This window comes from Chamaesiphon minutus PCC 6605, assembly GCF_000317145.1.
Classification (GTDB): Bacteria; Cyanobacteriota; Cyanobacteriia; order Cyanobacteriales; family Chamaesiphonaceae; genus Chamaesiphon; species Chamaesiphon minutus.
The window spans coordinates 2,765,867-2,787,919 of sequence record NC_019697.1; the positions used below are offsets into that span (position 1 = coordinate 2,765,867).

The 22,053-nt window shown below is 46.0% G+C and carries 20 protein-coding genes and 1 pseudogene; 15 read left to right on the forward strand and 6 right to left on the reverse strand.

What is annotated here, in order from left to right; genetic code table 11:
* The first annotated feature begins 8 nt into the window (after positions 1-8).
* Entirely contained in the window at positions 9-1,142 is a 1,134-nt protein-coding gene (locus CHA6605_RS12770) for an AI-2E family transporter (protein ID WP_015159857.1), read from the forward strand.
* 175 nt (positions 1,143-1,317) lie between these two features.
* Here the strand turns inward: CHA6605_RS12770 and mnmA are convergent, their stop codons facing one another.
* The gene (gene mnmA / locus CHA6605_RS12775; RefSeq protein WP_015159858.1) at positions 1,318-2,385 is read right to left on the reverse strand and encodes a tRNA 2-thiouridine(34) synthase MnmA; all 1,068 of its coding nucleotides are present in this window, start codon (positions 2,383-2,385) and stop codon (positions 1,318-1,320) included.
* Between the two features lie 735 nt (positions 2,386-3,120).
* Here mnmA and CHA6605_RS12780 point away from each other — a divergent pair.
* The 6 genes from CHA6605_RS12780 (at position 3,121) to CHA6605_RS12805 (ending at position 9,118) form a co-directional block, all read left to right on the forward strand.
* Positions 3,121-4,989, forward strand: a complete 1,869-nt coding sequence (locus tag CHA6605_RS12780; RefSeq protein WP_015159859.1) for a polysaccharide biosynthesis/export family protein — start codon at positions 3,121-3,123, stop codon at positions 4,987-4,989.
* A gap of 340 nt (positions 4,990-5,329) precedes the next feature.
* On the forward strand, positions 5,330-5,809 hold the full coding sequence (gene sufU, locus CHA6605_RS12785) for a Fe-S cluster assembly sulfur transfer protein SufU (protein ID WP_015159860.1): 480 nt from the start codon (positions 5,330-5,332) through the stop codon (positions 5,807-5,809).
* Positions 5,810-5,938: 129 nt separating this feature from the next.
* Complete coding sequence (locus CHA6605_RS12790; RefSeq protein ID WP_015159861.1) at positions 5,939-6,457, forward strand: Ycf51 family protein; 519 nt, start codon at positions 5,939-5,941, stop codon at positions 6,455-6,457.
* A 335-nt stretch (positions 6,458-6,792) separates the two neighbouring features.
* On the forward strand, positions 6,793-7,824 hold the full coding sequence (locus CHA6605_RS31595; RefSeq protein ID WP_015159862.1) for a hypothetical protein: 1,032 nt from the start codon (positions 6,793-6,795) through the stop codon (positions 7,822-7,824).
* A 219-nt stretch (positions 7,825-8,043) separates the two neighbouring features.
* Complete coding sequence (locus CHA6605_RS12800; protein WP_015159863.1) at positions 8,044-8,643, forward strand: thioredoxin family protein; 600 nt, start codon at positions 8,044-8,046, stop codon at positions 8,641-8,643.
* Positions 8,644-8,878: 235 nt separating this feature from the next.
* On the forward strand, positions 8,879-9,118 hold the full coding sequence (locus tag CHA6605_RS12805) for a hypothetical protein (protein ID WP_015159864.1): 240 nt from the start codon (positions 8,879-8,881) through the stop codon (positions 9,116-9,118).
* A 17-nt stretch (positions 9,119-9,135) separates the two neighbouring features.
* Here CHA6605_RS12805 and CHA6605_RS36190 read toward each other — a convergent pair whose 3' ends face one another.
* Positions 9,136-9,267: a hypothetical protein gene (locus CHA6605_RS36190; protein WP_269744588.1), complete on the reverse strand. Its 132-nt coding sequence runs from the start codon at positions 9,265-9,267 to the stop codon at positions 9,136-9,138.
* Between the two features lie 641 nt (positions 9,268-9,908).
* On the opposite strand from CHA6605_RS36190, the gene CHA6605_RS12810 reads away from it, so the two are divergent.
* From CHA6605_RS12810 to holA, 6 genes are all read left to right on the forward strand, one after another.
* Positions 9,909-10,715 (forward strand): hypothetical protein, encoded by an 807-nt coding sequence (locus tag CHA6605_RS12810; RefSeq protein WP_015159865.1) that lies wholly within the window; start codon positions 9,909-9,911, stop codon positions 10,713-10,715.
* A gap of 207 nt (positions 10,716-10,922) precedes the next feature.
* Positions 10,923-13,301: a hypothetical protein gene (locus tag CHA6605_RS12815; RefSeq protein WP_015159866.1), complete on the forward strand. Its 2,379-nt coding sequence runs from the start codon at positions 10,923-10,925 to the stop codon at positions 13,299-13,301.
* Positions 13,302-13,677: 376 nt separating this feature from the next.
* Entirely contained in the window at positions 13,678-14,907 is a 1,230-nt protein-coding gene (locus CHA6605_RS12820) for a DUF790 family protein (protein WP_015159867.1), read from the forward strand.
* Positions 14,908-14,975: 68 nt separating this feature from the next.
* Positions 14,976-15,308, forward strand: a complete 333-nt coding sequence (locus CHA6605_RS12825; protein ID WP_157259977.1) for a hypothetical protein — start codon at positions 14,976-14,978, stop codon at positions 15,306-15,308.
* A 38-nt stretch (positions 15,309-15,346) separates the two neighbouring features.
* Complete coding sequence (locus CHA6605_RS12830; RefSeq protein WP_015159869.1) at positions 15,347-16,501, forward strand: pentapeptide repeat-containing protein; 1,155 nt, start codon at positions 15,347-15,349, stop codon at positions 16,499-16,501.
* 118 nt (positions 16,502-16,619) lie between these two features.
* Positions 16,620-17,603 carry a DNA polymerase III subunit delta gene (holA, locus tag CHA6605_RS12835; RefSeq protein WP_015159870.1) on the forward strand — a complete coding sequence of 328 codons (984 nt, stop codon included), beginning with the start codon at positions 16,620-16,622 and terminating at the stop codon, positions 17,601-17,603.
* A 218-nt stretch (positions 17,604-17,821) separates the two neighbouring features.
* Here the strand turns inward: holA and cysC are convergent.
* Positions 17,822-18,394, reverse strand: a pseudogene (cysC, locus tag CHA6605_RS12840) (adenylyl-sulfate kinase); the annotation flags it as partial.
* A gap of 482 nt (positions 18,395-18,876) precedes the next feature.
* On the opposite strand from cysC, the gene trpC reads away from it, so the two are divergent.
* Positions 18,877-19,767, forward strand: a complete 891-nt coding sequence (gene trpC, locus CHA6605_RS12845; protein ID WP_015159872.1) for an indole-3-glycerol phosphate synthase TrpC — start codon at positions 18,877-18,879, stop codon at positions 19,765-19,767.
* A gap of 65 nt (positions 19,768-19,832) precedes the next feature.
* Complete coding sequence (locus CHA6605_RS36610) at positions 19,833-20,087, forward strand: DUF5340 domain-containing protein (protein ID WP_015159873.1); 255 nt, start codon at positions 19,833-19,835, stop codon at positions 20,085-20,087.
* Positions 20,088-20,271: 184 nt separating this feature from the next.
* Here the strand turns inward: CHA6605_RS36610 and CHA6605_RS12855 are convergent, their stop codons facing one another.
* The 3 genes from CHA6605_RS12855 to CHA6605_RS12865 all read right to left on the reverse strand — a co-directional run bounded on the left by CHA6605_RS12855 (position 20,272) and on the right by CHA6605_RS12865 (position 22,043).
* Positions 20,272-20,442: an NblA/ycf18 family protein gene (locus tag CHA6605_RS12855; protein WP_015159874.1), complete on the reverse strand. Its 171-nt coding sequence runs from the start codon at positions 20,440-20,442 to the stop codon at positions 20,272-20,274.
* A gap of 103 nt (positions 20,443-20,545) precedes the next feature.
* Positions 20,546-21,493 carry an SDR family oxidoreductase gene (locus CHA6605_RS12860; protein ID WP_015159875.1) on the reverse strand — a complete coding sequence of 316 codons (948 nt, stop codon included), beginning with the start codon at positions 21,491-21,493 and terminating at the stop codon, positions 20,546-20,548.
* A 337-nt stretch (positions 21,494-21,830) separates the two neighbouring features.
* Positions 21,831-22,043, reverse strand: coding sequence for a hypothetical protein (locus CHA6605_RS12865; protein ID WP_015159876.1), 213 nt, complete (start codon positions 22,041-22,043; stop codon positions 21,831-21,833).
* Positions 22,044-22,053 lie beyond the last annotated feature (10 nt).

Consider the following 22,053-nt stretch of genomic DNA (forward strand, 5'->3'; position numbering starts at 1 on the left):
CGTCAACTATGCTACTAGGTCAATGGCTGGGATTTTTGGCTTTAGTTTTGTCTGCATACATATTGTGGCAAATTCGTCAAGTACTTTTAATTGTTTTTGCAGCAATACTCTTAGCCACAGCTCTTAATAAGCTAGCTCGAAAACTTCAGCACAAACTTAAGCTCAAACGTCCAGCAGGCGTCCTAGTAGCGATCGGGATTTTTATTGCTGTGTTAGTGGGCTTTTTTATTCTGATTGTCCCCCCATTTATCAGTCAATTTCAAGAGTTAACTACGACTAAGTTTCCCCAAATTCTTCAATCGGCGACGCAGTGGCGGACGAATCTCCCGTCATACATTCCAGCTCCACTCGTTCCGTACTTACCAGATCTCAACGATCTCGATCGACAAGTGCAACCGCTAGTAAAATCGGTAGCTGGACAATCGCTGAGTATATTTTCTAGTTCGCTGGCTGTCATTCTCAATCTGTTATTCTTGGTCGTGCTGACGATTATGCTCTTGGCGCAACCCATGGCTTACCGTCAAGCATTTGTGGTGCTATTTCCCAGTTTTTATCGCCAGCGAATCGACGGCATTTTATCGGAGTGCGAGGTGTCTTTAGGCAAGTGGTTTGGCGGCGCACTATTGAGTACGATCGTAGTAGGTGGACTCAGTACCGTCGGGTTATTAATATTGGGGATTCCCTTAGCCTTGGCACAAGGTATTGTGGCTGGACTATTTAATTTGATTCCCAATGTCGGGCCGACGATAAGTGTGGTTTTGCCGATGTCGATCGCGTTACTCGACGAACCGTGGAAAGCAGTTGCAATCTTTATTGTTTATTTTCTGATTCAACAATTTGAAAGTAACTTGCTCACGCCATATATTATGGCGCAGCAAGTATCGTTACTTCCCGCCCTAACGTTAATCTCACAAGTCTTTTTTACGACCTTTTTTGGCTTTTTAGGATTATTACTCGCCATCCCTTTAACTGTAGTTGCCAAAATTTGGATTAATGCCGTCTTAATTGAGGATATTCTCGATCGTTGGAAAGCCCCACAGAGTCGGATAAAGCGAGCTAGCGATCGCGACAAACTAGCCGACTCATATCCAGATCCGCAGTTAGAAACAGAAATTGTGATTCGATCGGGGGATGGTGAATAGTGGATAGGGGATAGTGGATAGTGGATAGTGGATAGTTGCTTTTTTAAACAAACGATTTACACTCGAAAAGTACCCGTTTTGACGAGGTTTCTCCTAATAAAATTACCAATACAATTGGTAATTTTATTAGGAGATTGCCTATTTAGGCAATTCACTATCCACTATCCACTATCCACTAACTAATCGGATCGATAATCCCGCCCCCAAGGACTATATCCTCGTCATACCAGACCGCAGCTTGACCGGGAGTAATTCCAAATTGGGGTTCGTCAAATACCAATTTGACCTTACCATTTTCCAACGGAATTACACTGACCGGAACGGCTTCAGAACGGTAGCGGACTTGGACTTGGGCGCGGATTGGTGCGCTCGGTTGGGGAATCGACACCCAGTTGACACGATCGACGCTACATTCGCCGCCGTGAGTTTCCTCGCGGGAACCGACGACCACCCGATTTTTGCTCGCATCCAGAGCGACGACATAAAGCGGTTCTGGAGCAGCAACTCCAATCCCGCGACGTTGGCCGATTGTATAATGGTGAATGCCTAAATGTTTGCCTAAGACAGCTCCTTGAGTATTGACAATTTCGCCGGGACGCTCATTGAGATACTTATCGAGGAAGGTTTTCATCGAACCGTGTTTTTCGACCAGACATAAATCCTGACTTTCGGGTTTATCCGCAGTGGATAAATTCAACCCCGCTGCAATCGTGCGCGTTTCGGTTTTGAGCGTATCTCCCAACGGAAAAATCGTCGCCGCTAGGATATCTTGCTCTAAATCGTAGAGAAAATAAGTCTGATCTTTCGATCGATCGATCGCCCGCCGCAACTGATACCGTTGCAAAGTCTCATCGTAAGTTATCCGCGCATAGTGCCCAGTGGCAATATAATCTGCCCCTAACTCAGCTTTAGCATATTTTACCATCGGGCCAAATTTGACCGCCTTATTGCACTGCGAACACGGCAATGGCGTGATCCCAGCTTCATAGCCAGCCACCAAATAATCGATAATATATTGCTCGAACGTATCGCGACTATCGACGATTTTGTGCTCTATGCCCAACTGCTCGCAAATTTTTGCCGCATCGACCATTCCTTCCGAGCAGCATTGACCCTTACCGCGCATCAACCACAGGGTCAGACCAATTACATCATCACCTCGCTCGCAGAGAATGGCCGCAGCCACCGAACTATCGACTCCACCAGAGAGTCCCACAACAACTTTTTTCGTAGATGGCAACATCAGATTTTTGCTATAACTTGCCCACTCTTAAGTTAACACTTCCGACCGCCTTTGAGTGCGATCGCTTGGGCTTTAAGTTTTAGGCTTTAAGTTTTAGGCTTTAGGTTTTAGGCTTTAGGTTTTAGGCTTTAGGATTTGGGTAAGTTATACACAACGTGGGCTACATCAACGAGATTAGCCTATTGATATAATCTATCGTTCGTCCAACTCTCCATCGATCGCGCTTGATATTTCAATGTTAGGAGAAACTACCTTTAATGAGCAACGTGGGTTTTATCGTTAATCTTGGCCGATCGAGTGGGCATAATAAGCAAAGATTGTTGCGTTAGTCCAGGCGTTCTCGATCGACACCCTAGACTCAGGTTGGGTGCAATCGGCTGGGGAACATCAAATTCCACCCAAACGTCGTCGATCCGGTATCAGCTCGACAACCTGCAACTCCATTGCCAAATTGACACCCAGCCATCTAGCTCAGTCCATATTGCCATATTTAACCTAATCTCTGACTCAAACCTTATCCGATCGACATGTTTAAGACTAGAATCTGTTAGAGGTAAGATAAAACACTGAGGATAAAACCGATCCCTTAGCTCTAAACTAGTACTATGCGGCAGAAATTAACCGACCATTTCTTTCCCCATGCCCCGCGCCCAGCACAATAGTAACCTTATTTATGCCGTAGACGACTAGGTTATCCAATATTAATTTAGATTGCAAATAATATACAAATTCTTTATGAAAACTGCTAGTTTGCGGACTTATCTATACAAAAGTGTAATCGTTGGTCTAGTGCCAGTACTGGCGATCGTCAATCTCCAGTCGGGTGCGCTAGCAGTTCCAAAGAAAGAAAGTAAGTCAAAGACTCCAGATCGAACACTCACCGCCAAGATCGGGGTATCTGCGCCCGCCAAAAAGGCCGTCAAAGCTAAACCCCCCGCACAAAGAGTAGTAGCACCTCAAAATAACTTTGCAGACTCCTACACCCTCGGCCCTGGAGATAGATTGCGAGTAGATATCTTCAACGTGCCAGAATATAGCGGTGAATTCAATGTCTTGGGCGATGGTGCGATCAATCTACCCGTCATCGGAGCAGTTCCCGTCCAAGGACTGACAGTCCAAAGAGCCTCTGCATTATTAACAGCTTATTTCTCGCGCTACGTCAAACGCCCGATCGTCACGATTAGCGTCACAGCTCCGCGTCCCGTCCAATTTGCGATCGCAGGTGAAGTGACGCGTTCTGGTTCCTATACCGTCCCATTTACTGGCGAAAATCGTAAGTTTCCGACAGTCAGCCAAGCGATCCAACTCGCTGGTGGTACGACTCAAACTGCTAACCTCCGTCAAGTCCAAGTCCGCCGTGCGGCGACAGGCAGAATCATCTCGGTGAACATCTTCGATGTACTCCAAAGAGGCAACACATCCCAAGATATTACCTTGCGCGATGGCGATACCATTTTTATCGCTCGCTCTGAAGGTGTCAATGCCGCAGATCGACTCAGACTAGCAGGTTCTAACCTCGCCAACCAAGATGCAACTGTCAAAGTAGCGATCCTTGGTGAAGTTGGCAAGCCAGGTACCTACACGCTCAAAGGTGAGACTGCTGGTACTGCCGGACGTGTCACCCCACCCACGCTCACCGAAGCGATCAAAATTGCTGGTGGTAGTACGGCTTCCGCCGACCTGAGCCGGATCAGAGTCCGCCGCAATACACGGACGGGCGTCGGTCAAGTCGTACCGATTAACTTACTCAATCTGCTCAAAGCTGGCGACTTCGGCCAAGATATTATCCTTCAGGATGGCGATACAATCTTGCTACCGACGGCAACTGAAATCAATAGTGCCAACAGCATATTAATATCGGCATCTAACCTTGGCCCTCAAGCCATCAATCCGCCCAAAGTAGTAGTTGTCGGCGAAGTCAACCGTCCGGGTACCTATACCGTCACTGGCGCAGGTAACACCACCAATAACAATACTCAGTTAACTGGAACTGTGGCTCTCCCCACCGTCACCAATGCCATTCAGTCCGCTGCTGGAATTAAGCCAACAGCAGATATTCGCCAAATTCAATTGATTCGGACGACCCGCACTGGCGAACAACGCATCGCGCTGAACTTATTCAAATTGCTTCAGCAAGGGGATACCAGCCAAGATATCATCCTCCAAGAAGGCGATCGAATTTTTATTCCCGTCGCGCAAAATAGTAGCCCGCAGGACGTGGATCTAGTCGCATCTTCCACACTTTCGCCAGCCACGATCCGCGTCAATGTAATCGGTGAAATCGCCAATAAAGCCGGACGCGGTGGGACGATCGAAATGCCACCCAACACCACTCTCAACCAAGCACTGCTAATTGCTGGTGGTTTCGACAATGTGCGTGCTAACAAAAATGAAGTTGACTTCATCCGCCTCAATCCCAATGGGACTGTCACTAAGCGGTTGATCAAGCTCAACTTTACCAGAGGCATCGATCCAGAGACTAACCCACGCTTGCAAAACAATGACACGATTGTAATCGGACGCAACGGTCTGACCCGAATTGGGGATGGTTTCAGTACGATTCTGACACCATTTAATGGTATATTGAATATCCTCAGATTTTAACGCTCGAACAACTGTCACTGAGCGGTCGATCGAGATCGACTTTACCAGAGGCATCGATCCAGAGACTAACCCACGCTTGCAAAACAATGACACGATGGCGATCGGACGCAACGGCCTAACCCGAATTGGGGATGGTTTCAGTACGATTCTGACACCATTTAATGGTCTACTGAATATCCTCAGGTTCTAACGCTCGAACACAGGATAGAGTTGGCAGCGGTAACAATCCTGTTTACCGCTGCTGTTTTGCTCAAATATCACCCTAAGCAAATAACTAGCTAGTAAAGTAGCGATCGACGATAATAGAGATCTGATTATCGATCGATCTGCTTAACTTGCTATGAATACGACTAATTTGCGCGATCTGTACCAACAGGTCATCCTCGAACATTATAAAAAGCCCAAGCATCGAGGTAAAACTAATCCTGTCGATCGGTATCAGAAAGGGCACAATCCATCTTGTGGCGATACCATCGAACTGACACTACAACTAGATCCCGATGGCGAGCGCGTCACTGATATTAAATTTGAAGGCGAAGGTTGTGCGATCGCACTAGCTTCGGTCGATCTCATGGCTGGAGCGTTGGTGGGTAAAACGATCGATGAAGCTTTAGACGCAATCGGCACTTTTCAACAGATGATGAAAGGGGAAGGTGAATTTCCCAAAGAGCAACGCAAACTCAACGTCATGAAAGGTGTGGCTCAATTTCCCGTCCGGATTAAATGCGCCAATCTCGGCTGGCACACGCTCAAAGCTGCACTCCAAATGACTGGAGAAGCCAAGCTTGCTGATTTTGTCAGTAATGAAGCAGAGTTATAAGAGTTTAGATTTTAAATTTTGCGGATGCGCTCCGGTCGGGGAACCCGACCATGGAAGCGCACCAAGCCGGATTTTGGACGCTTGCGTCCTTAACTATCCACTATCCACTATTCACTATTCACTAATTAGATGATTTCAACTGCTGACTTTTTCAAATACTGTCAATGGTCGGGAATCGTCACGCTGGCTTTGGCAGTGCTGACGATCTTAGCTTTGGTCTTAAAATGGGGCTTCAAATTTCGACTCGTCGGCGCGACTGGATTTATGGGCGTACTGACTGCTGGTTTATTTGCCCTTAGTTTAGTCCCGATCGTACATAGCAATGTCCCGGGCGCGCTGCACTACTCATTGATTTATGATAACGGCAGCGATCGCGCCACTATTGCCGTTAAAACCCCCATTAGCGAAGCCGGGCTAGATGCGACCTTACGTCAAGCCGCAGGTGATTTGTATTCTTATGGACGCTCCGGTGCGAGCGATCGCCAGCTCAAAGTGCGCGCGCGGACGGTCGTTCATCCGCGTCCCGGCGTTTCCGAACCGCTAGTATTGGGAGAAGTCACGCGCTCGCTCGGTGGCGGCGAAGATAGTCAATTAAACGTAAGAATCGATCGAGCTAATCTGACTAAAGTAGCTCCAGCCAAAATCTAACCTCAAGCGAACCCGCCAAATTCTCTAGATTAGTTAGCGATGCCCGATTGGTGGGAATAATAGGGGAAGTTGTGACGATGGAAGTTGTCCCCATCACCGTTCGGATTGCCGCCATCATGCGGAATCGATACTTAGACGAGGGACTCCCTCGACGAGCTGGATGCTAGCGGTGCTTTTTTCTCAAAGGCTTTGCGAACCCACACCGAACGATCTCTGGGATAGATTTCCCGACACAACCCCCAATTCATAATGATGTTCCCACATAACTTTAGTTAGGGGAAATATTTTTAGATCGTATCGTTTGACTCAAACTTAGATAAAAGCTGGTTAACTTCATGAGGATTAATGACCCAAATTTACTTAAACAAGTCGTTAACTACCTAGATAGACATCAAGAGGCAGTGCGGATCAAAAAGATGCTGTATTGTTTGTGTACCAGTAGGTGGGAAAAGGATATCGATTATTTAAATTCGATTAATTTTCAATATTTAATCGAACAGTTAGTTAGAGAAAATACTACTTTAGAGCGATTCAGAATCTTATTACAAAATCTGATTAAAACAGTAAATAAGCCCAAGCAGTATATTGACATTGCTAAAGTAATCTATCTGTCGATCGGGCAACTATACCCTGAATTTCGCCAGGAACATGGCGGTAGACCGCAGCAGACGCCACCGCCAGCAGCACCTATACCGCAGTCAGAACCGATCGACTCGTCGCTCAGCCCAGTGCCATCGGCCATCCAGCGGGCTTACACACCAGAACCAACCCAAGCTGTCAGCCAGCCTGGTGGCGTCCCATCAGCACTGCAACGAGCTTATGCACCCATGCCGACTCAAGCCTTTACCAGCCAGGTCGTTCCTTCTGCGCTACAGCGTGCCTATGCGCCACTAGCCACTCAACAATTTGAAACCCAAACCCCGATCGACGACGATGTAGATGAATCTGCCTACGAAACCTATTACAATCCAGAGTTGTCCGAGGAAGGTCAATTTGAGAATGGTGACTTATCTTCACAGTATGAAGATGGTGGACAAGCTGATTCTTGGAGCGTACCTGAATACGACCCATTTAGCTTGCGACAAAACGTCATGAGCTATACCAATCCACTGCGAGCAAAAATAATTTTGCTAGTCATGCTGCGTCCTAATTTTAATTTTGGCAGCCAATCAGTGGTTCAGATGCGCGAACACCAGCTCGACGATCTGCTCTCGGAAGTATTGAAAACATACCCCACAATGGCTCAACTCGAAGAAAGCATGACCTATGCCGTGGAGCAACTAGTCGAACTAGAAGAGTATGGCAAGGCAGCTAATGGGTTACTGCAATCGTTGATACCGCTGTATACAGTTAAATCGCGAGTATAGCGGCAGGCAAACAACAGAAGGCAGCACATCAAGCAATCAGACAAGACAGAAGGCGGAGAACCGAAGTGGCAATTCTCGCTCCTGTGTTTTGCTGAGGGTTTTGATAATCGAGCGTTCTAATTAAGCTACGCTAGTAAGCGTTAACTGTGCGGTGCCGATGGCCTTCAAGCAACTGCTATTGAGAACCATCGGCTGCTACGCAAGGAGAAAATATTAATTATGGTTAGAACTGCATCGACGATGCTACCTTTGGGCGTGAGTGCGCCAGACTTCAATCTTACCGACGTCGTGAGTGAGAAGCCCATTTCGCTAGCGACATTTGCTGGCAAACCAGCATTGTTAGTAATGTTTATCTCCGTTCACTGCCCGTTTGTCAAACACGTTCAAGCTCAGCTCGCCCAGATCGGCAAGGATTATGCCGCGCAAGGTTTGGGTGTAGTCGCGATCGGCTCTAATGATATCGAGAAATATCCCGATGATGCTCCCGAACATTTGCAAGGTTTAGCCCACTCTGAAGGGTTTAATTTCCCCGTCTGTGCCGATCTCGATCAAGTGGTGGCAAAGGCTTATACAGCGGCTTGTACGCCTGATTTTTTCTTGTTTGACAGCGAGCGATACTTGGCTTATCGCGGTCAATTAGATGATAGTCGTCCTTCTAATGGCAAACCAGTCACGGGACAAGATTTGCGTCAAGCGATCGAGTTACTATTGGCAGGTAAAGAGGTAGATCCCAATCAACGTCCGAGTATCGGTTGTAATATCAAGTGGATTCCCGGTAACGAACCTGAATACTTTACAGGTGTCAGGGCAGAAGATTGAGCCGGAGAGTTTCTAAGGCGATGGCACTAATTTTTAGGCATTGCTGAATTAAAGCATAAATTAATATCAAAATAGAGGTAGGGGTAATCGTTCGATTACCCCTACCTCTATTTTGGGAAAGCGCAACAGCGCGTAAATCTTCCTTAAATCTCTCAAGGTCAATTTTGGATAGTTATGTTACTATTTGTGGACTCAGTAGATCGATCGACACGCTCGGATGGAGTTTAATTAACAAATGATTTTAATTTATGCTATTTTAGCTTGGTGTTTGGTATTGAGCACCTGCTGGCTGTTTGTTAGTCAATGTCAAATCGGCTTGGGGAATGTCAAACGACTACACCAAGTTCCTTGTTACAAATGTAAATATTTTACAAATAGTCGCTACCTCAAATGTACTGTCAATCCTTATTTTGCTTGCTCGGAAGCAGCGATCGATTGTCATGATTATCAACCGCAGAAACCATTAAATTTATAGTCTTACTTTAGCGATCGTCAAGCGATCTCCGGTTCGGACATTTCCGAAATAGAAACCGAGCAGTCGAGCGACTGCTCGCGTTCGTCATCATGAAGATCGAGCCAGAGCCAATTTAACAGCAACAGAATAACTCTCGATCTAATCAGCACAACGCTCGGTCAAAAGTTGCAACTGAGTGACTTAAGAATCCATGAAGTTAAACTTCATGACTTAGGATAGACTATAAAATTTAATCTGCCCACACAAATACACAACAATTAACTCAGCAATTAAACGTAAATATTGCGAATATAGATCGGCATATTTGCTGAAATATTCAAAAAAGTATTGCTAAATGCATTTTGGCGTCGTAGGATGAAGTCAATGAAATCTTAACGCACGTTTCTCAATAAATAACTCATTTTGATTGCCAATATAATAATTGTCATGCAAATGAGAAATTCAAGAATTTAGAGTAGATAGAAGAAGCTTCTTGAATAAATACCCGCTCTAAAAATTAAACTATCGATGGTATATGACTATCAAGTCTATTCGTTGATAGGAGCAGGTTTTAGGATATTTAAATAGTACGAATAGAACCGACTCGATCGACTGCAAATGCGGTGGTTTTAGAATGTTCTATGTTGGTACCTAAATAAAGAAGCCCGCCAATCTTGAAGATCGATTAAATGGTCTAAAGTTTGGAACTTTGTAGACATCGTTCTTGAATGCTTTTATTGACGAGCCAGATTTTATAAAACTTGTTCCTAGAATTGTACATTAATTACTGCAAATAAGGAAGGGCGAAATTATGAATTTCTCGTCTAAATTTACGCTAGCTGTTGCTACTGCTTCCGTTTTCTGTCCGCTCGCTGCTTATGCTGGGCCTACTACTGGTTCGACAGCAGCCGCCGTATCGATCAAATTTCAGGACTGTAAATGCGGCCCTACTAGTGGCAACTTTTCGATTAATCCTGGTGGGAATACCAACGGTAGTGGCTCTGGCGTGCAAGAACTCTCCGCTGCGGTTTCTACTGCCGAAACTAAGGCAAAGGCTAGTGCTGAGAGCACTAAATCCGGTACTACTGCAAGTGCTTATGGTTTTAGCCAACCTGTAACTTTCAAATACCTTAATACTAGTGATGTTAGTAATAAGAAAGATACTCGCGACTATACATACAACTATAGCTCCCAGGTGAACGAAGCCAGCGAATATGCTAGCAGCAAGAAAAAGTCTCATTCCGAAACTTATAATGCTACCAATAGCACTAGCGGTGAAGCGAGTAACGGCACTAAAGGTACGGGGCGCAGCGAGAACGAAACTGCCAACAGTGGTAGCGGTAAAGTTAGCGATGGTAGCAGTGAGAGCGAAACCGCTAGCAAAGGTAAAAATAGCAGCAGTTACAGCACTAGCAGTAATAGCAGTGGTGGTAGCAAAGAGACTAGTGAAAATAGCTACCGTGAAAGTACCAAGAACGAAAGCAGCAATAGCCAGAACGGGGAAACAAAAGGTAAAACTGAGAACACGGTTAATGTCTTGGATACCACCAAAACTAAAACTAGTTATGAATACACTGGTTCTGCGGCTGGTTTATCTTATATCCCAATTATCAAGTAGATGTGCGAGTTCGATTCGATTTAGTTCCTAGAGATCGAATCGAATCCACTCGAACTTACTCAACCAGAAAATTTATCCATCTCTAGTTTAGTTCGACGCAGGTCTCCACGCTCGACGAACTACTGGGATGGATATTTTTTTCCCAACTTATTGACAACACAACCAACGCAAAAGAGTCGATTATATGTTGGAGCACCGTCGATCTTTATGTATTCACCGTCATTAGCCTACTTCAAGACCAAATCTAAATTGGCTTATTCTGGCATGGCGATCGCGGTTTGGTACTTGACGATCGCTAGTAGCAATGCCAACGCCCAAATACCAGATCCAGAGCCGCACTTAAATCGGCTAGATCCCAATACTTTGGTGACTCCCCGCCTAGCGAGTAGCACCAAATCCAGTCCCGATGACGCTGGCGAAGATGGGGCGGAAAGTGTCGAACATCCAGCCACAGATCCGCCTGCGCCAATCCAAGTTGCTCAAGTAACTCTGCCTCTGCCCACGCTGCTCGCGCCCCTGATTCTCCCGAATTTAATTCCGCCGAGCATTCCCATCGTGCCGATTAATTCGGTACTAACGCCGGATCTACTGCCACCACCAAATAACACCCCCGCCGTTCCGTCCCCAAATGTGCCCGTCGCTCCCCAACCAGCAAAAGATCCGCGCTTTATCATCGCGCCGCAAGTTTTAGATCCCAAAATAGTCGATCCCTTTTCCACGCAATTCGTACTTAATGGCAATAAAGTTTCGCACTTTACTAGCACAGTCGCAATTGCCGGATTTGAAGCGGGGAATTTTCGCAATACGGATCTGAATTTTGATGTCTATAAGCTAATTGGAGCCAGGAGCATCCAGAGTGTCACTGCCGATCGGGTAGTGCGGGTAAATACGCAACTAGAAACGGTTGGAATTCGCAATGTCGTCCAAAATCAGGATATTGCCGTCTCTGTCGCCAAACCCCAAACCTTGTTGGGATTTCGCCAACAAATTAGTTTAGATGCTAACTGTCTGAATAATCCAGGCCAAATTTGCACCTATCTACCAGGCATCAAGATCGACGATCCTGTTATCGATCCGCGTAAATTGCAACCCACTGGAGCGAGAATTACCTCGCAATTTGGCGATGTTATTTCTCCTGCATCTGTTGCCGCGATTAGGGAACCAGGATTCCAAGGCGGTGCGAATGGGCAAGAGTTTGGCATTGATATTACAGTTCCGGCGGTAGGTTTAGTGCCACCGCCAGAAGGCTCGCCGCCGCCAGTATTGACAGGCGAACGCCAAGAGACATTTAAGAATAATGTGGCGGTTAATTACGCCCGACTGAATCAGAGTTTTGCCACTAATGGCGTCGAATCGACAGTCGGGCGGACGATTCGAGCTTTAAATTATGTCAATGGCGATCGCAATCAACTCGCCAATGGTATCGTCAATGCGTTGGGGCAAGTTTTACCAGACTTTCAGCCCAGTATCGCCCCAGGCAAGCCTGGAGCGCGGATTGTCGTCAATCCCAACCTCTATCGAGCGGCAAATGCCCTCCGCATTCCCGACAATAGTCTGACTGTTTATCAAGCAGGTACGGGTTATGCGCCCAGTTTTGGCAGCGATCCGCGAGTGCCGCCAGGAGCGAACCATCAGGCGATTTGGGTGGGGATGTCTCCAGTTGTCGAGCGTGAGTTTCTTCGGGATTATCGTTACATCACCCTGCGCGAGCCTCGGATCGTCGCTAGTGGTGGTGGCGAAGGCGGCGGCGTCCCGATAGATGTCAATCTTAATGGGTTTGGGTTTAACTCTGGCGGCTTGCAAAATGCTTACGGGCAAGGATATGTGACGGTATTCAATCGGGATGTCTCCCGCGTGGATACCGATACGATTCGACAACGGACAGATTATTATCCCCATATTAGTCTGACTGGAACGACATTAACTGAAAATACACTGTGGCGATATTATACTGGCGCGATCGTCAATCCTGGATTCGATGCCAAAACGACATCAAATATCAAAGCATATGTCGGCAGTGATTATTCGAGCGTCAATCCCCGTGGATTGAGTTATAGCATCGGCGGCGTCGGTTATCTCAATCCCGATCCAGAATACTATACTCAACTATTTGCCAATGCCACGCAATCGATCGGGCTGGGTAACAATCCGCGCAATAATCTAGTCATCGGGTTTAATGCTAACTATATCATCGATGGTGCGATCACCCTTCAGTCGCTACCGATCCGCACTACCCAAAGCTTTATCAATGCCGGATTAGCATTTAACTTTGGCGATATCTCGATCGGCGGTACGCAATTTTTTGGTAATGTACTGCCAGAATCGATCGATCGTAAAACAGTCTTTAATCTGAATTGGAAAGTTACCGACCGATTGAAAATAGGTGGATTTTTCACTGCATTCGATAATAATATTTCCACCAATCCTTTCGGCGCAAATATCAGTTACGATCTAGATCCTAATTCCAATTCGGCAATTTATCTAGGTTGGAATGCTGCTGAGATCGATTTCCGCCGCACCCTCGGCCCGACATCAAATGTTTATAAAGATAATACCGTGAGTGTGTCGATTAAGTATGGGTTTTGAGAGAGACGAGGAGACGAGGGGACGAGGAGACGAGGGGACGAGGAGACGAGGGGACGAGAAGATGTAAATAGATATAAATCTATGTGTAGGGGAGGGTTTCGTGCCCAATCCATTATACTAAGTACCAACCAAACCCTACCCCGTAGCGAATAAGTCAAACCGACCCAGATGACACTAGCGCAAACAACCTATATACGCAGGGGAGTTTGAGGGGCGGCGTCCCGCCCCTCAACGGGGGGTCTGGGGGTCGGAACCCCCAGATCCGGGTTCTTTCCCCACCAGAAAACCTCACTAGCACAAGTATCGCGTTGACCATATTACTAAGCACTACCGACCGAGAAGCTCGACAAAAGTCCCCCTCTCCCCACCCCCCAAAATGCTACCTGGCGACTTACTAATCTACCGATACAATGGCGAATCGATCGTCCCCAAGCGAATTGAAATCGACGCGCATCATATTCAGATGGCGATCGAGATTATCGATTGTTTTACCTCTGTCACAGGCGGGACACAGGGACAACTCGACGAGATGCTGCTAGAGCTAGAAGGCGATAGCCCCGACTTTCGCGTCAAGCGGGGATTTGCCCATCTGCTTAAGAGTCAAACCTTCAGTCAATTTGAGGTTGTCAGCCCACTCCACCCCTCGGAACTGCGCGAACGAGTCTATGCACTCTCGGCGACTTCTAGCCCCAGTGTAGAGCACAGTAAAGCCACATTAGCCACACTTGCTAGCAATCTTTCTCAGGAGTTGAGCCGCGAAATTATTCCCGCTCAAATTACTCAAGGATTGTATGCCGATTTGCCAGAAAATCGGATTTTGACTGAGTTTACCGCACCCGATCCAGTCGCTCTAATTCACCGTTACAATCTATCGCAAGTTCAGGGCGTATTTTACCGCGCCAGCGAGCTGACAATTAACGCACATCGCAATGTCCCCGGACAATACAAACTGTTATTTCGGTATCTGAAATTGTTTCAATTGATGACATATATTGAAGGCGATGCCGACCATGGGTTTACCATTAAAGTCGATGGCCCAACGAGTTTATTTAAAGCTAGTACTCGATATGGACTCGCGATTGCCAAGTTAATTCCGGCAATTATTCACGTTACTAAATGGAGCCTGAGTGCAACTTTACAAACTAAAGATTTTTACACCGGAAATCTTAAAGTCGGACGTTATAGCCTCACCGATAAATGTGGCTTAGAAACGCACTATCCGCCTGGAAAGTCTTATGATAGTATGCTCGAATCTGGTTTTGCCGATCGGTGGGATAAGCTCAAAACCGAATGGGTGTTAGAGCGAGAAGTCGAATTATTACCAATTCCGGGGAGTGTGATGATTCCTGATTTTCGATTGGTCCATCCCGACGGACGCAGTTATATTTTAGAGATCGTCGGTTATTGGCGACCGGAATATTTACAGAAAAAATTCGCCCAAGTTCGGAAATCTGGCTGTAGTAATTTAATTTTAGCAATCTCGGAACGGTTGAATCTAGAGAAGGCGGGATTGAATGCCAGAGATCTACCTTGCGAGGTGATTTGGTTTAAGGATAAACTATTACCTAAATCGGTATTGGAAGTGCTAGATGCAGTCGATCCTTAGAGGGCGATTATTTGCTTTTTTAGAATATTGCTACCGAAATTCCGCTCGATTGGTGATCTTTACGGCTGTTGATGAGGTGCATTTTCGGTCGTTGGCTACGCCAACCGGAGGTAATAGCCCGAACGCTAGCCGATCGTCAAGATGTTCCAGATTGGTTGTTAGATTTAGAATATATTAACTGGCATGGTATGTACAAAGATTTATCATTCATACCTCAAGGGATAATCGATCGCACGATCTTAATCGACGATCGTGTAGAATATATCCATCCAGACCAAAAAGAGCGGTGGCTGAATATTTCTGGTTATGAATATCCCTATCCCGATGACGATCGCAAACTCGATCGATTTATCGAAAAGTTATCGCAGATTAATAGATCTCAAAACAATCGCTCGTCATGAATAAAAACCAACCTCTATCCCCTATCCCCTAACTAAAGATGATTTGGTTTAATGTACTGGGAGCGATCGCGATCGGGTGCGGCATCTTATTTAAGAATACTGGTTTGACAGTAGCAGGTTGCGCGATCTCGTTTGGATTGTCAGTACCGATTATTTATCGTGGAATTCGTCCTAAAATTCCAAGAACTCTATCGTCAAGGCAGCAATTGCAAATAGTAACGACAATTACCATGTTAGTTGTCATCATCAATCTACTCAAATTTGGTGGTTTTTTTACATATATTGGCAATCTTTCGGCGGGGACAGATTGGAGTGCAGTGGGTGCTTTAGGATTGTGGGGTGGGGCGATCGGACAGACGATCGTTGCAACTATTGCCGCATTGGTATCGTGGCGACAATATATAGTGTCTCGCGATTTGACGCTCGAACAAAATCGACTCAATCACCAACAAAATGTTATTACGCAACAACAAACGATCGATAATTACTTTCAAGGAATTTGCGATTTGGTGCTCGATGATAATGGCTTTTTGGAAGATTGGCCGCAAGAAAGAGCTTTTGCAGTGGGTCGAACTGCGGCATTATTAGGTAGTGTCAATGCGGAAGGTAAAGCACGAGTACTACGCTTTCTTTCCCGCTCTAAATTGCTAACGCCACTCGAACGCGATCTCAGGTTAGGTCGGGTGGTGCTTAATGGCGATGGACGCTATGATGAAGATCGGATTGCTGGCGTCCGCGTCATTAATTTGGGGGTAATTTTAGCAGGTACCGATCTATCAAAAACCGATTTACCCTGGACGGATCTCAGCGATGCAAATTTAATTCGGACTAATTTAAGTGGGTGCGTTTTATTTAAAGCTAATTTAGCCAGAGCGATTTTGTATCAAGCTAAATTAACTAATGCTGATATTTTTGGGGCGCGCTTTTTTTATGGCGATCTCGAATCTGCTACTCCCCGCGCGCGCGATCGAACCCCCGATTATATTACAGGCGAATTTAGCGGTGCAGTTGTCGAAGATGTCGATTTTACCAATGTGCGCCGGATGTCTGAAGAACAACGTTATTACTGTTGTGCTTGGTGCGGCGAAGCCTCTCGTAGAACTATCCCTGGCGGCTGCAAAGGCATTCCCAATCGCCTACTCTCGATCGATTACTCTTCCTCAGCGCAAGCGTTTGATGATGATTATATGTAGTGGATAGTTGAGAGTTGAGAGTTGAGAGTTGAGAGTTGATAATTGGGAATCACGCTCGTTAATATTGATATTCAATAGTATTTAATCCAAAATCCAAAATCCAAAATCCAAAATCCAAATGACCGTTATTCTCTACTGGGGCGATGATGACTACGCGATCGCCAAAGCGATAAGTGCGATTCAACAATCGGCACTCGATCCGGCTTGGATGAGTTTTAACTACGAAAAGATTCCACCAGAGCGCGAGGATGCCGCGATCGCCGCTCTCGATGCTGCCATGACTCCCCCCTTCGGCACTGGCAAAAGAGTAGTCTGGCTGGCCGATACGACGCTAATGCAGCAATGTTCGGAGCAATTACTAGCCGAATTAGAACGGACGTTACCCCAAGTTCCGGCGACGACGATTTTGCTGTTGACTAGCAAAAATAAGCCAGATGGCAGGCTCAAATCGACCAAAACAATTCAGAAATTTGCCAACGTTCAAGAATTTAGCCTGATTCCACCCTGGAAAACCGAAGAACTCCACCAGCGAGTACAAATTGTTGCCAAAGAATTGGGGCTAAAATTAACTCCAGATGCGGTACAACTCCTCGCCGAATCCGTTGGTAATAATACTCGACAACTCTATTTAGAACTAGACAAATTGCAACTTCTAGCTGGAGGGGAAGGACAACAGATCGATCGAAAAATGGTCGCCAGCCTGGTAGTTGCCAATACTCAGAATAGTCTTCAACTTGCTGCCGCCATTCGTCAAGGCGATACCGGAACCGCATTACAATCGATCGCCGAACTGATCGATCGCAACGAACCCGCACTCAAAATAGTTGCCACCCTCGTCGGTCAATTTCGCACCTGGTTGTGGGTGAAAATGCTCGTAGAAGCTGGCGAAAAAGACGATCTAGTCATCGCCACAGCCGCCGGAATCGGCAACCCCAAACGCCTATTTTTCATCAAACAAGAACTCCAATCTACCACTGCCGATCGACTTGCAGCCAGTCTACCCAAATTACTCGATTTAGAATTCAACCTCAAGCGCGGAGCGGAAACGATCTCTACGCTACAAATGCACGCGATCGAATTATGTCAGGGATTTAGGCGGTAGGCGTTAGGTTTACTCACATCTTGCACCAGCGACGTTTTTATGCGGGGAGAACCCCCGCATAAAAACGTCAAGACAGTTTAACCATATTAGTGCTTAGTTTCGACCCAGGGTACCCACAAGGGGCACCCCTACAGATTAATTGTGTAGGGGTGCCCCTTGTGGGTACCCTCAGATCTATACTCAGCACTATTCTTTCTGTATTAGTGCAAGATGTGAGTTTATCGAGTTGGGATTTGAAACCGATCGAGTTGGCAATTGGTGGGAATATAACCTGATGCCACTAATTTTTGTAAAACCTCAGCCGCGCTCTGGGTAATGGTTTGGCGATCGGTTTGACATTCGAGATCGGGAGCTAGGGGAATTTCGTAAGCTGCATCGATTCCTGTAAAATTGGGAATTAGTCCGGCTCTAGCCTTTGCATACAATCCTTTCACATCCCGCCGTTCGCAGATCTCTAGAGGTGCATTGACATAGACTTCGATAAAATTGTCGATATTTTGCTTTAATTCTGCCCGAATATGACGATGGGGTGCGATCGCTGCTACTAAGACGATGACCCCATTTCGACTCAATAAATTGGCGACAAATCCAATCCGACGAATATTTTCGATCCGATCTTCGTCGTTAAAACCCAATCCTTTGCACAAGTGTTGGCGCATCACATCGCCATCCAGAATTTCTACTTTGAGATTGGCAAGTTGTAATCTTTCCGCAACAGCTTGGGCGAGCGTGGTTTTGCCCGCACCGCTCAAACCTGTAAACCAGACAATTGCACCTCGTTGTGACATATTTTCAGTTTTTTGTAGATTTTATTTTTAGCTTTTCTCAAATCCCCGACTGTCTTGTCTCGCTGTCTTGACCGAAATCGCGCTGAGGCTTCCTCAGCGCGATTTCGGTCGCAAACCGTCGGGTTTCCCGACGTTTCGCCAGAGGCGAGGCTACGCCAACGCGAAGCGTCTGCGATAGCGGCTCGCAGCCTGGAGATTCCCTCTCTTGACGCACACAACTCGGAGGGAACCTCCTTTTGTTGGGATTAAATCTCGTCATGTCCGAGGCGAGGTGAGAAGCACCTGTAGGGGATCTCTTAGAAAATCGATCGGTAGAATAGAAGCATAATCTGAGATCTCTATTTTCGTTTTCAGCGGTTACCCCATGCAAAAATGATTTATATCTGAAAACTAACTCCTAAAACCTAAAGCCTAAAGCCTAAAGCCTAAAACCTAAAGCCTAAAACCTAAAACCTAAAACCTAAAACCTAAAGCCTAAAGCCTAAATGAAGATTCGTCGTCGTCCCCCCAGTTCATCAGTAAATGTCGGCCCACTAGAATATCAGATTATAGTTCCTGAAAATCAACCCAACCATATTCTCGAAGAAATAGTCTGGGATAAAGAACGGGAAGTTCCCGTGCTGCGGGATAAAATGCCCCTAGACAAGTTAAAAAAACAAGTAAGTGTAATGCCACCGCCATTAGACTTTCTGGGTGCTCTCAAGTCAGGAAAGACCAGTCCGGCGGTAATTGCCGAAGTCAAAAAGGCTTCCCCCAGTCGTGGGGTAATTAGAGCCGATTTTGATGCTGTCGAGATTGCCAAATCTTATCAGCGGGGTGGGGCGAGTTGTTTGTCGGTGTTGACCGATCGAACCTTCTTTCAGGGTAGTTTTGAAAATTTGGCAGCCGTTCGTCAAGCTGTAGATTTACCGCTGCTGTGTAAGGAATTTATTATCTATGCTTACCAGATCTATTACGCACGCGCTCACGGTGCGGATGCGGTATTGTTGATTGCCACAATTTTAGAAGATACCGATTTGCAATATTTTCTGAAGATCGTCCATGCGTTGGGGATGACAGCTCTGATTGAGGTGCATACTCAAGAAGAATTCGATCGGGTGTTGAAATTAAATGGCGTCAAACTGATTGGCATTAATAACCGCAATCTCGCTGATTTTAGCGTCGATTTACAAACCACTCAGATGCTGTTGGCATCGCGACAGCAGGAGCTAGAGGAGCGCGGCATCCTCATTGTCAGCGAATCTGGGCTGCATACGGCTGAAGATCTTAAAATAGTAGTCGAGGCTGGAGCTAGTGCGGTACTAATTGGGGAATCCTTAGTAAAGCAGGACGATCCCGGACAAGCGATCGTCGATATGTTTGCCTCATCAACGTAGCTTCTGCTGTAATCTAACCACTCAAATACCGCCGAATTATTCGGCTTTAAGGTGACTGCACATCCATGGATCGCATTAATTTACCATCGCTAGTACATTACGAACTAACTTTACAAGTACTCGAACGCCAAACTATGACGATTGCCGATCGCGATCCGATCGTCAGAGAGCGAGTCCAACAACTTATCGTTACTCTTCGCAAAGCTCTGTCTCAACAAAAACTTTTAGAAGATATCTGCAGCCATCGACAGTTGGAGGTAGAACATGTGTGGGGACTTAACTCTGTCATTGGCAACAATGAAGTGATGACGCGAGATTAGATGTGCTGACTAACTAGTTTGCACGGAGCGCAACAGCTTGGCTGTTGCGCTCTTGTGGTTGGATGGCCAACAGATCTCCAACCGATCGAGACAATCGTATCCGATGGATTCTTCCGTTCTTGGAGTAACAGCTAAATAACTGAAGCTGAAGATGAGTTGACTTCCGATCCCGAACTGATATTAGCTAAATACCATTCTTAATTAATTCTCTTAATAAGTTTTCCTTGACCATCGATTGACGCAAAACCTCTAGTAACAGTTCTTGCGTAGTTGATAAGTCTAGTCGATCGACCTGTTCTTTATAAACTCTCAAACTGAATTCTTGCTCAATGCTTAGACCGATGGGAATGTCCATAGTTAATAATTAGATTACGAGTAATTACGTTCAAAGCTGAAAAAAATTACCAGTGTTAACATTCAGCTTTGAACCGTCGGATCGAACGATGATGGTGTAGTTTCTAAACAAGCAGTTGGGGGTGAATAAAATCGTATCCTGCTGCTTTGATCTTCTGATTGCTGACTTGCAAGCTTTTACGCTGAAGACTTAATTTGGAGGCATCCCACTGGACTTGGGGCAGACCGTAAGCAGTACAGACCCGCTTGACCTGTTCTTTGACAGTGAGCTGGCTATCATCAACTAGATTATAAATTCCCTCTAGCTCATTTAACCGTGCAAATTCGATTGCACCGACGATATCATCGCGGTGAATCCAATTAATGACGCGATCTCCCTTACCTGGCATCGTCATTCCAGCCATACCGCCAAACATACTAACTAGCTCTCGATCGGGACCATAAATTCCACCCAGGCGCAGCACGCAGACTTTTTGGTGCTGATTAGCTGCCTGTAGAATGATTTGTTCTGCTTGATGTAGCACATGGCCGTTGTGTTCTAGTGGGTCGATATGAGTAGTCTCATCTACCCATGCTCCCTGCCGATCGCCATAGACAGAGCAGCTACTCAAGTAGATAATTTGCTTGACATTTGGAGCTTGGTCTAGAGCATCGACCAAAATTTTGGTCGTGTTGATGTAGGTATCTGCATAAGCCGCTTCAGATGCTACTTGAGCACCTGTGGGAGCGACGCTGACTAACAAAGTATCTCGACCTTCAAGTAGCGACTGTACCGCCGTGAGGTTATCCCCTTTCATTAAAACTACTTTGGAGACGATTTCCGAAAGTGCCGCTATCCGTTCTCTACTTGTGGTCGTACCCGTCACATCATGTCCCCGATCTTGCCAATAATCAGCGACAGCACTGCCCACATAGCCACAGCCCAGAATAGCCATGTTCCCGAACAGCAGACGATTCTGAGTCTGCTGACTGATTAACTTGGTGAGGAGACCCATGTCCAATGCTGAGCTAGATTCACCAAAAGGATTATTTTTGTCGATGGAGTCGTACATGATGGTTTTGGGTATTAGTTAATGTCGAGAGCAGTTGAAATCTCGTATCGACACGCAGAAAGTCAAGAATTAGATCCTGTCTATTAATGGAACTTAGCGTTCTGCCAGGAATCGATTCTTGTTATTGACCAATGTAAAGCTTGTTATCAACTTTTGTAACAATCTATTGACAGAATAACAATAGCTGCTTCTGCTGGGCAGATCGGATAACCGTCATCAGGCTAGCAGGATGAGTTGAGTCTTACAGGTAGTCCTGCTCTTGGAGCATCTTTAAATTGAGCGATCGAGCCGCAGTCTAGATTCAGAGCGAGTTTGGGTAAAACTCGCTCTTTTTCGATTACATGGCGTGAGTAACAACAATCTCGATCGCCGAGGCAATCACTGCACCCAACAGACCAAAAGTGAAGTAATTTCCAGTTTTGGTATCTGAACCTAAGAGTCGATCTTTGTTGCTAGCTGAAAAAAACAGCGACCATGCTTGAGTTGCACCGATCTTCTGAAAGCGATTAAATTCGGCATTAAAGATTGGAGCTGTATTTTGGCTTTGCATATAAGTGTGA

Excerpts from the sequence above, each read along its gene's own strand:
- CHA6605_RS12770 (WP_015159857.1), top strand. The coding sequence starts at position 9 with ATGCTACTAGGTCAATGGCTGGGATTTTTGGCTTTAGTTTTGTCTGCA.
- mnmA (WP_015159858.1), bottom strand. The coding sequence starts at position 2,385 with ATGTTGCCATCTACGAAAAAAGTTGTTGTGGGACTCTCTGGTGGAGTC.
- CHA6605_RS12780 (WP_015159859.1), top strand. The coding sequence starts at position 3,121 with ATGAAAACTGCTAGTTTGCGGACTTATCTATACAAAAGTGTAATCGTT.
- sufU (WP_015159860.1), top strand. The coding sequence starts at position 5,330 with ATGAATACGACTAATTTGCGCGATCTGTACCAACAGGTCATCCTCGAA.
- CHA6605_RS12790 (WP_015159861.1), top strand. The coding sequence starts at position 5,939 with ATGATTTCAACTGCTGACTTTTTCAAATACTGTCAATGGTCGGGAATC.
- CHA6605_RS31595 (WP_015159862.1), top strand. The coding sequence starts at position 6,793 with ATGAGGATTAATGACCCAAATTTACTTAAACAAGTCGTTAACTACCTA.
- CHA6605_RS12800 (WP_015159863.1), top strand. The coding sequence starts at position 8,044 with ATGGTTAGAACTGCATCGACGATGCTACCTTTGGGCGTGAGTGCGCCA.
- CHA6605_RS12805 (WP_015159864.1), top strand. The coding sequence starts at position 8,879 with ATGATTTTAATTTATGCTATTTTAGCTTGGTGTTTGGTATTGAGCACC.
- CHA6605_RS12810 (WP_015159865.1), top strand. The coding sequence starts at position 9,909 with ATGAATTTCTCGTCTAAATTTACGCTAGCTGTTGCTACTGCTTCCGTT.
- CHA6605_RS12815 (WP_015159866.1), top strand. The coding sequence starts at position 10,923 with ATGTATTCACCGTCATTAGCCTACTTCAAGACCAAATCTAAATTGGCT.
- CHA6605_RS12820 (WP_015159867.1), top strand. The coding sequence starts at position 13,678 with ATGCTACCTGGCGACTTACTAATCTACCGATACAATGGCGAATCGATC.
- CHA6605_RS12830 (WP_015159869.1), top strand. The coding sequence starts at position 15,347 with ATGATTTGGTTTAATGTACTGGGAGCGATCGCGATCGGGTGCGGCATC.
- holA (WP_015159870.1), top strand. The coding sequence starts at position 16,620 with ATGACCGTTATTCTCTACTGGGGCGATGATGACTACGCGATCGCCAAA.
- trpC (WP_015159872.1), top strand. The coding sequence starts at position 18,877 with ATGAAGATTCGTCGTCGTCCCCCCAGTTCATCAGTAAATGTCGGCCCA.
- CHA6605_RS36610 (WP_015159873.1), top strand. The coding sequence starts at position 19,833 with ATGGATCGCATTAATTTACCATCGCTAGTACATTACGAACTAACTTTA.
- CHA6605_RS12855 (WP_015159874.1), bottom strand. The coding sequence starts at position 20,442 with ATGGACATTCCCATCGGTCTAAGCATTGAGCAAGAATTCAGTTTGAGA.
- CHA6605_RS12860 (WP_015159875.1), bottom strand. The coding sequence starts at position 21,493 with ATGTACGACTCCATCGACAAAAATAATCCTTTTGGTGAATCTAGCTCA.
- CHA6605_RS12865 (WP_015159876.1), bottom strand. The coding sequence starts at position 22,043 with ATGCAAAGCCAAAATACAGCTCCAATCTTTAATGCCGAATTTAATCGC.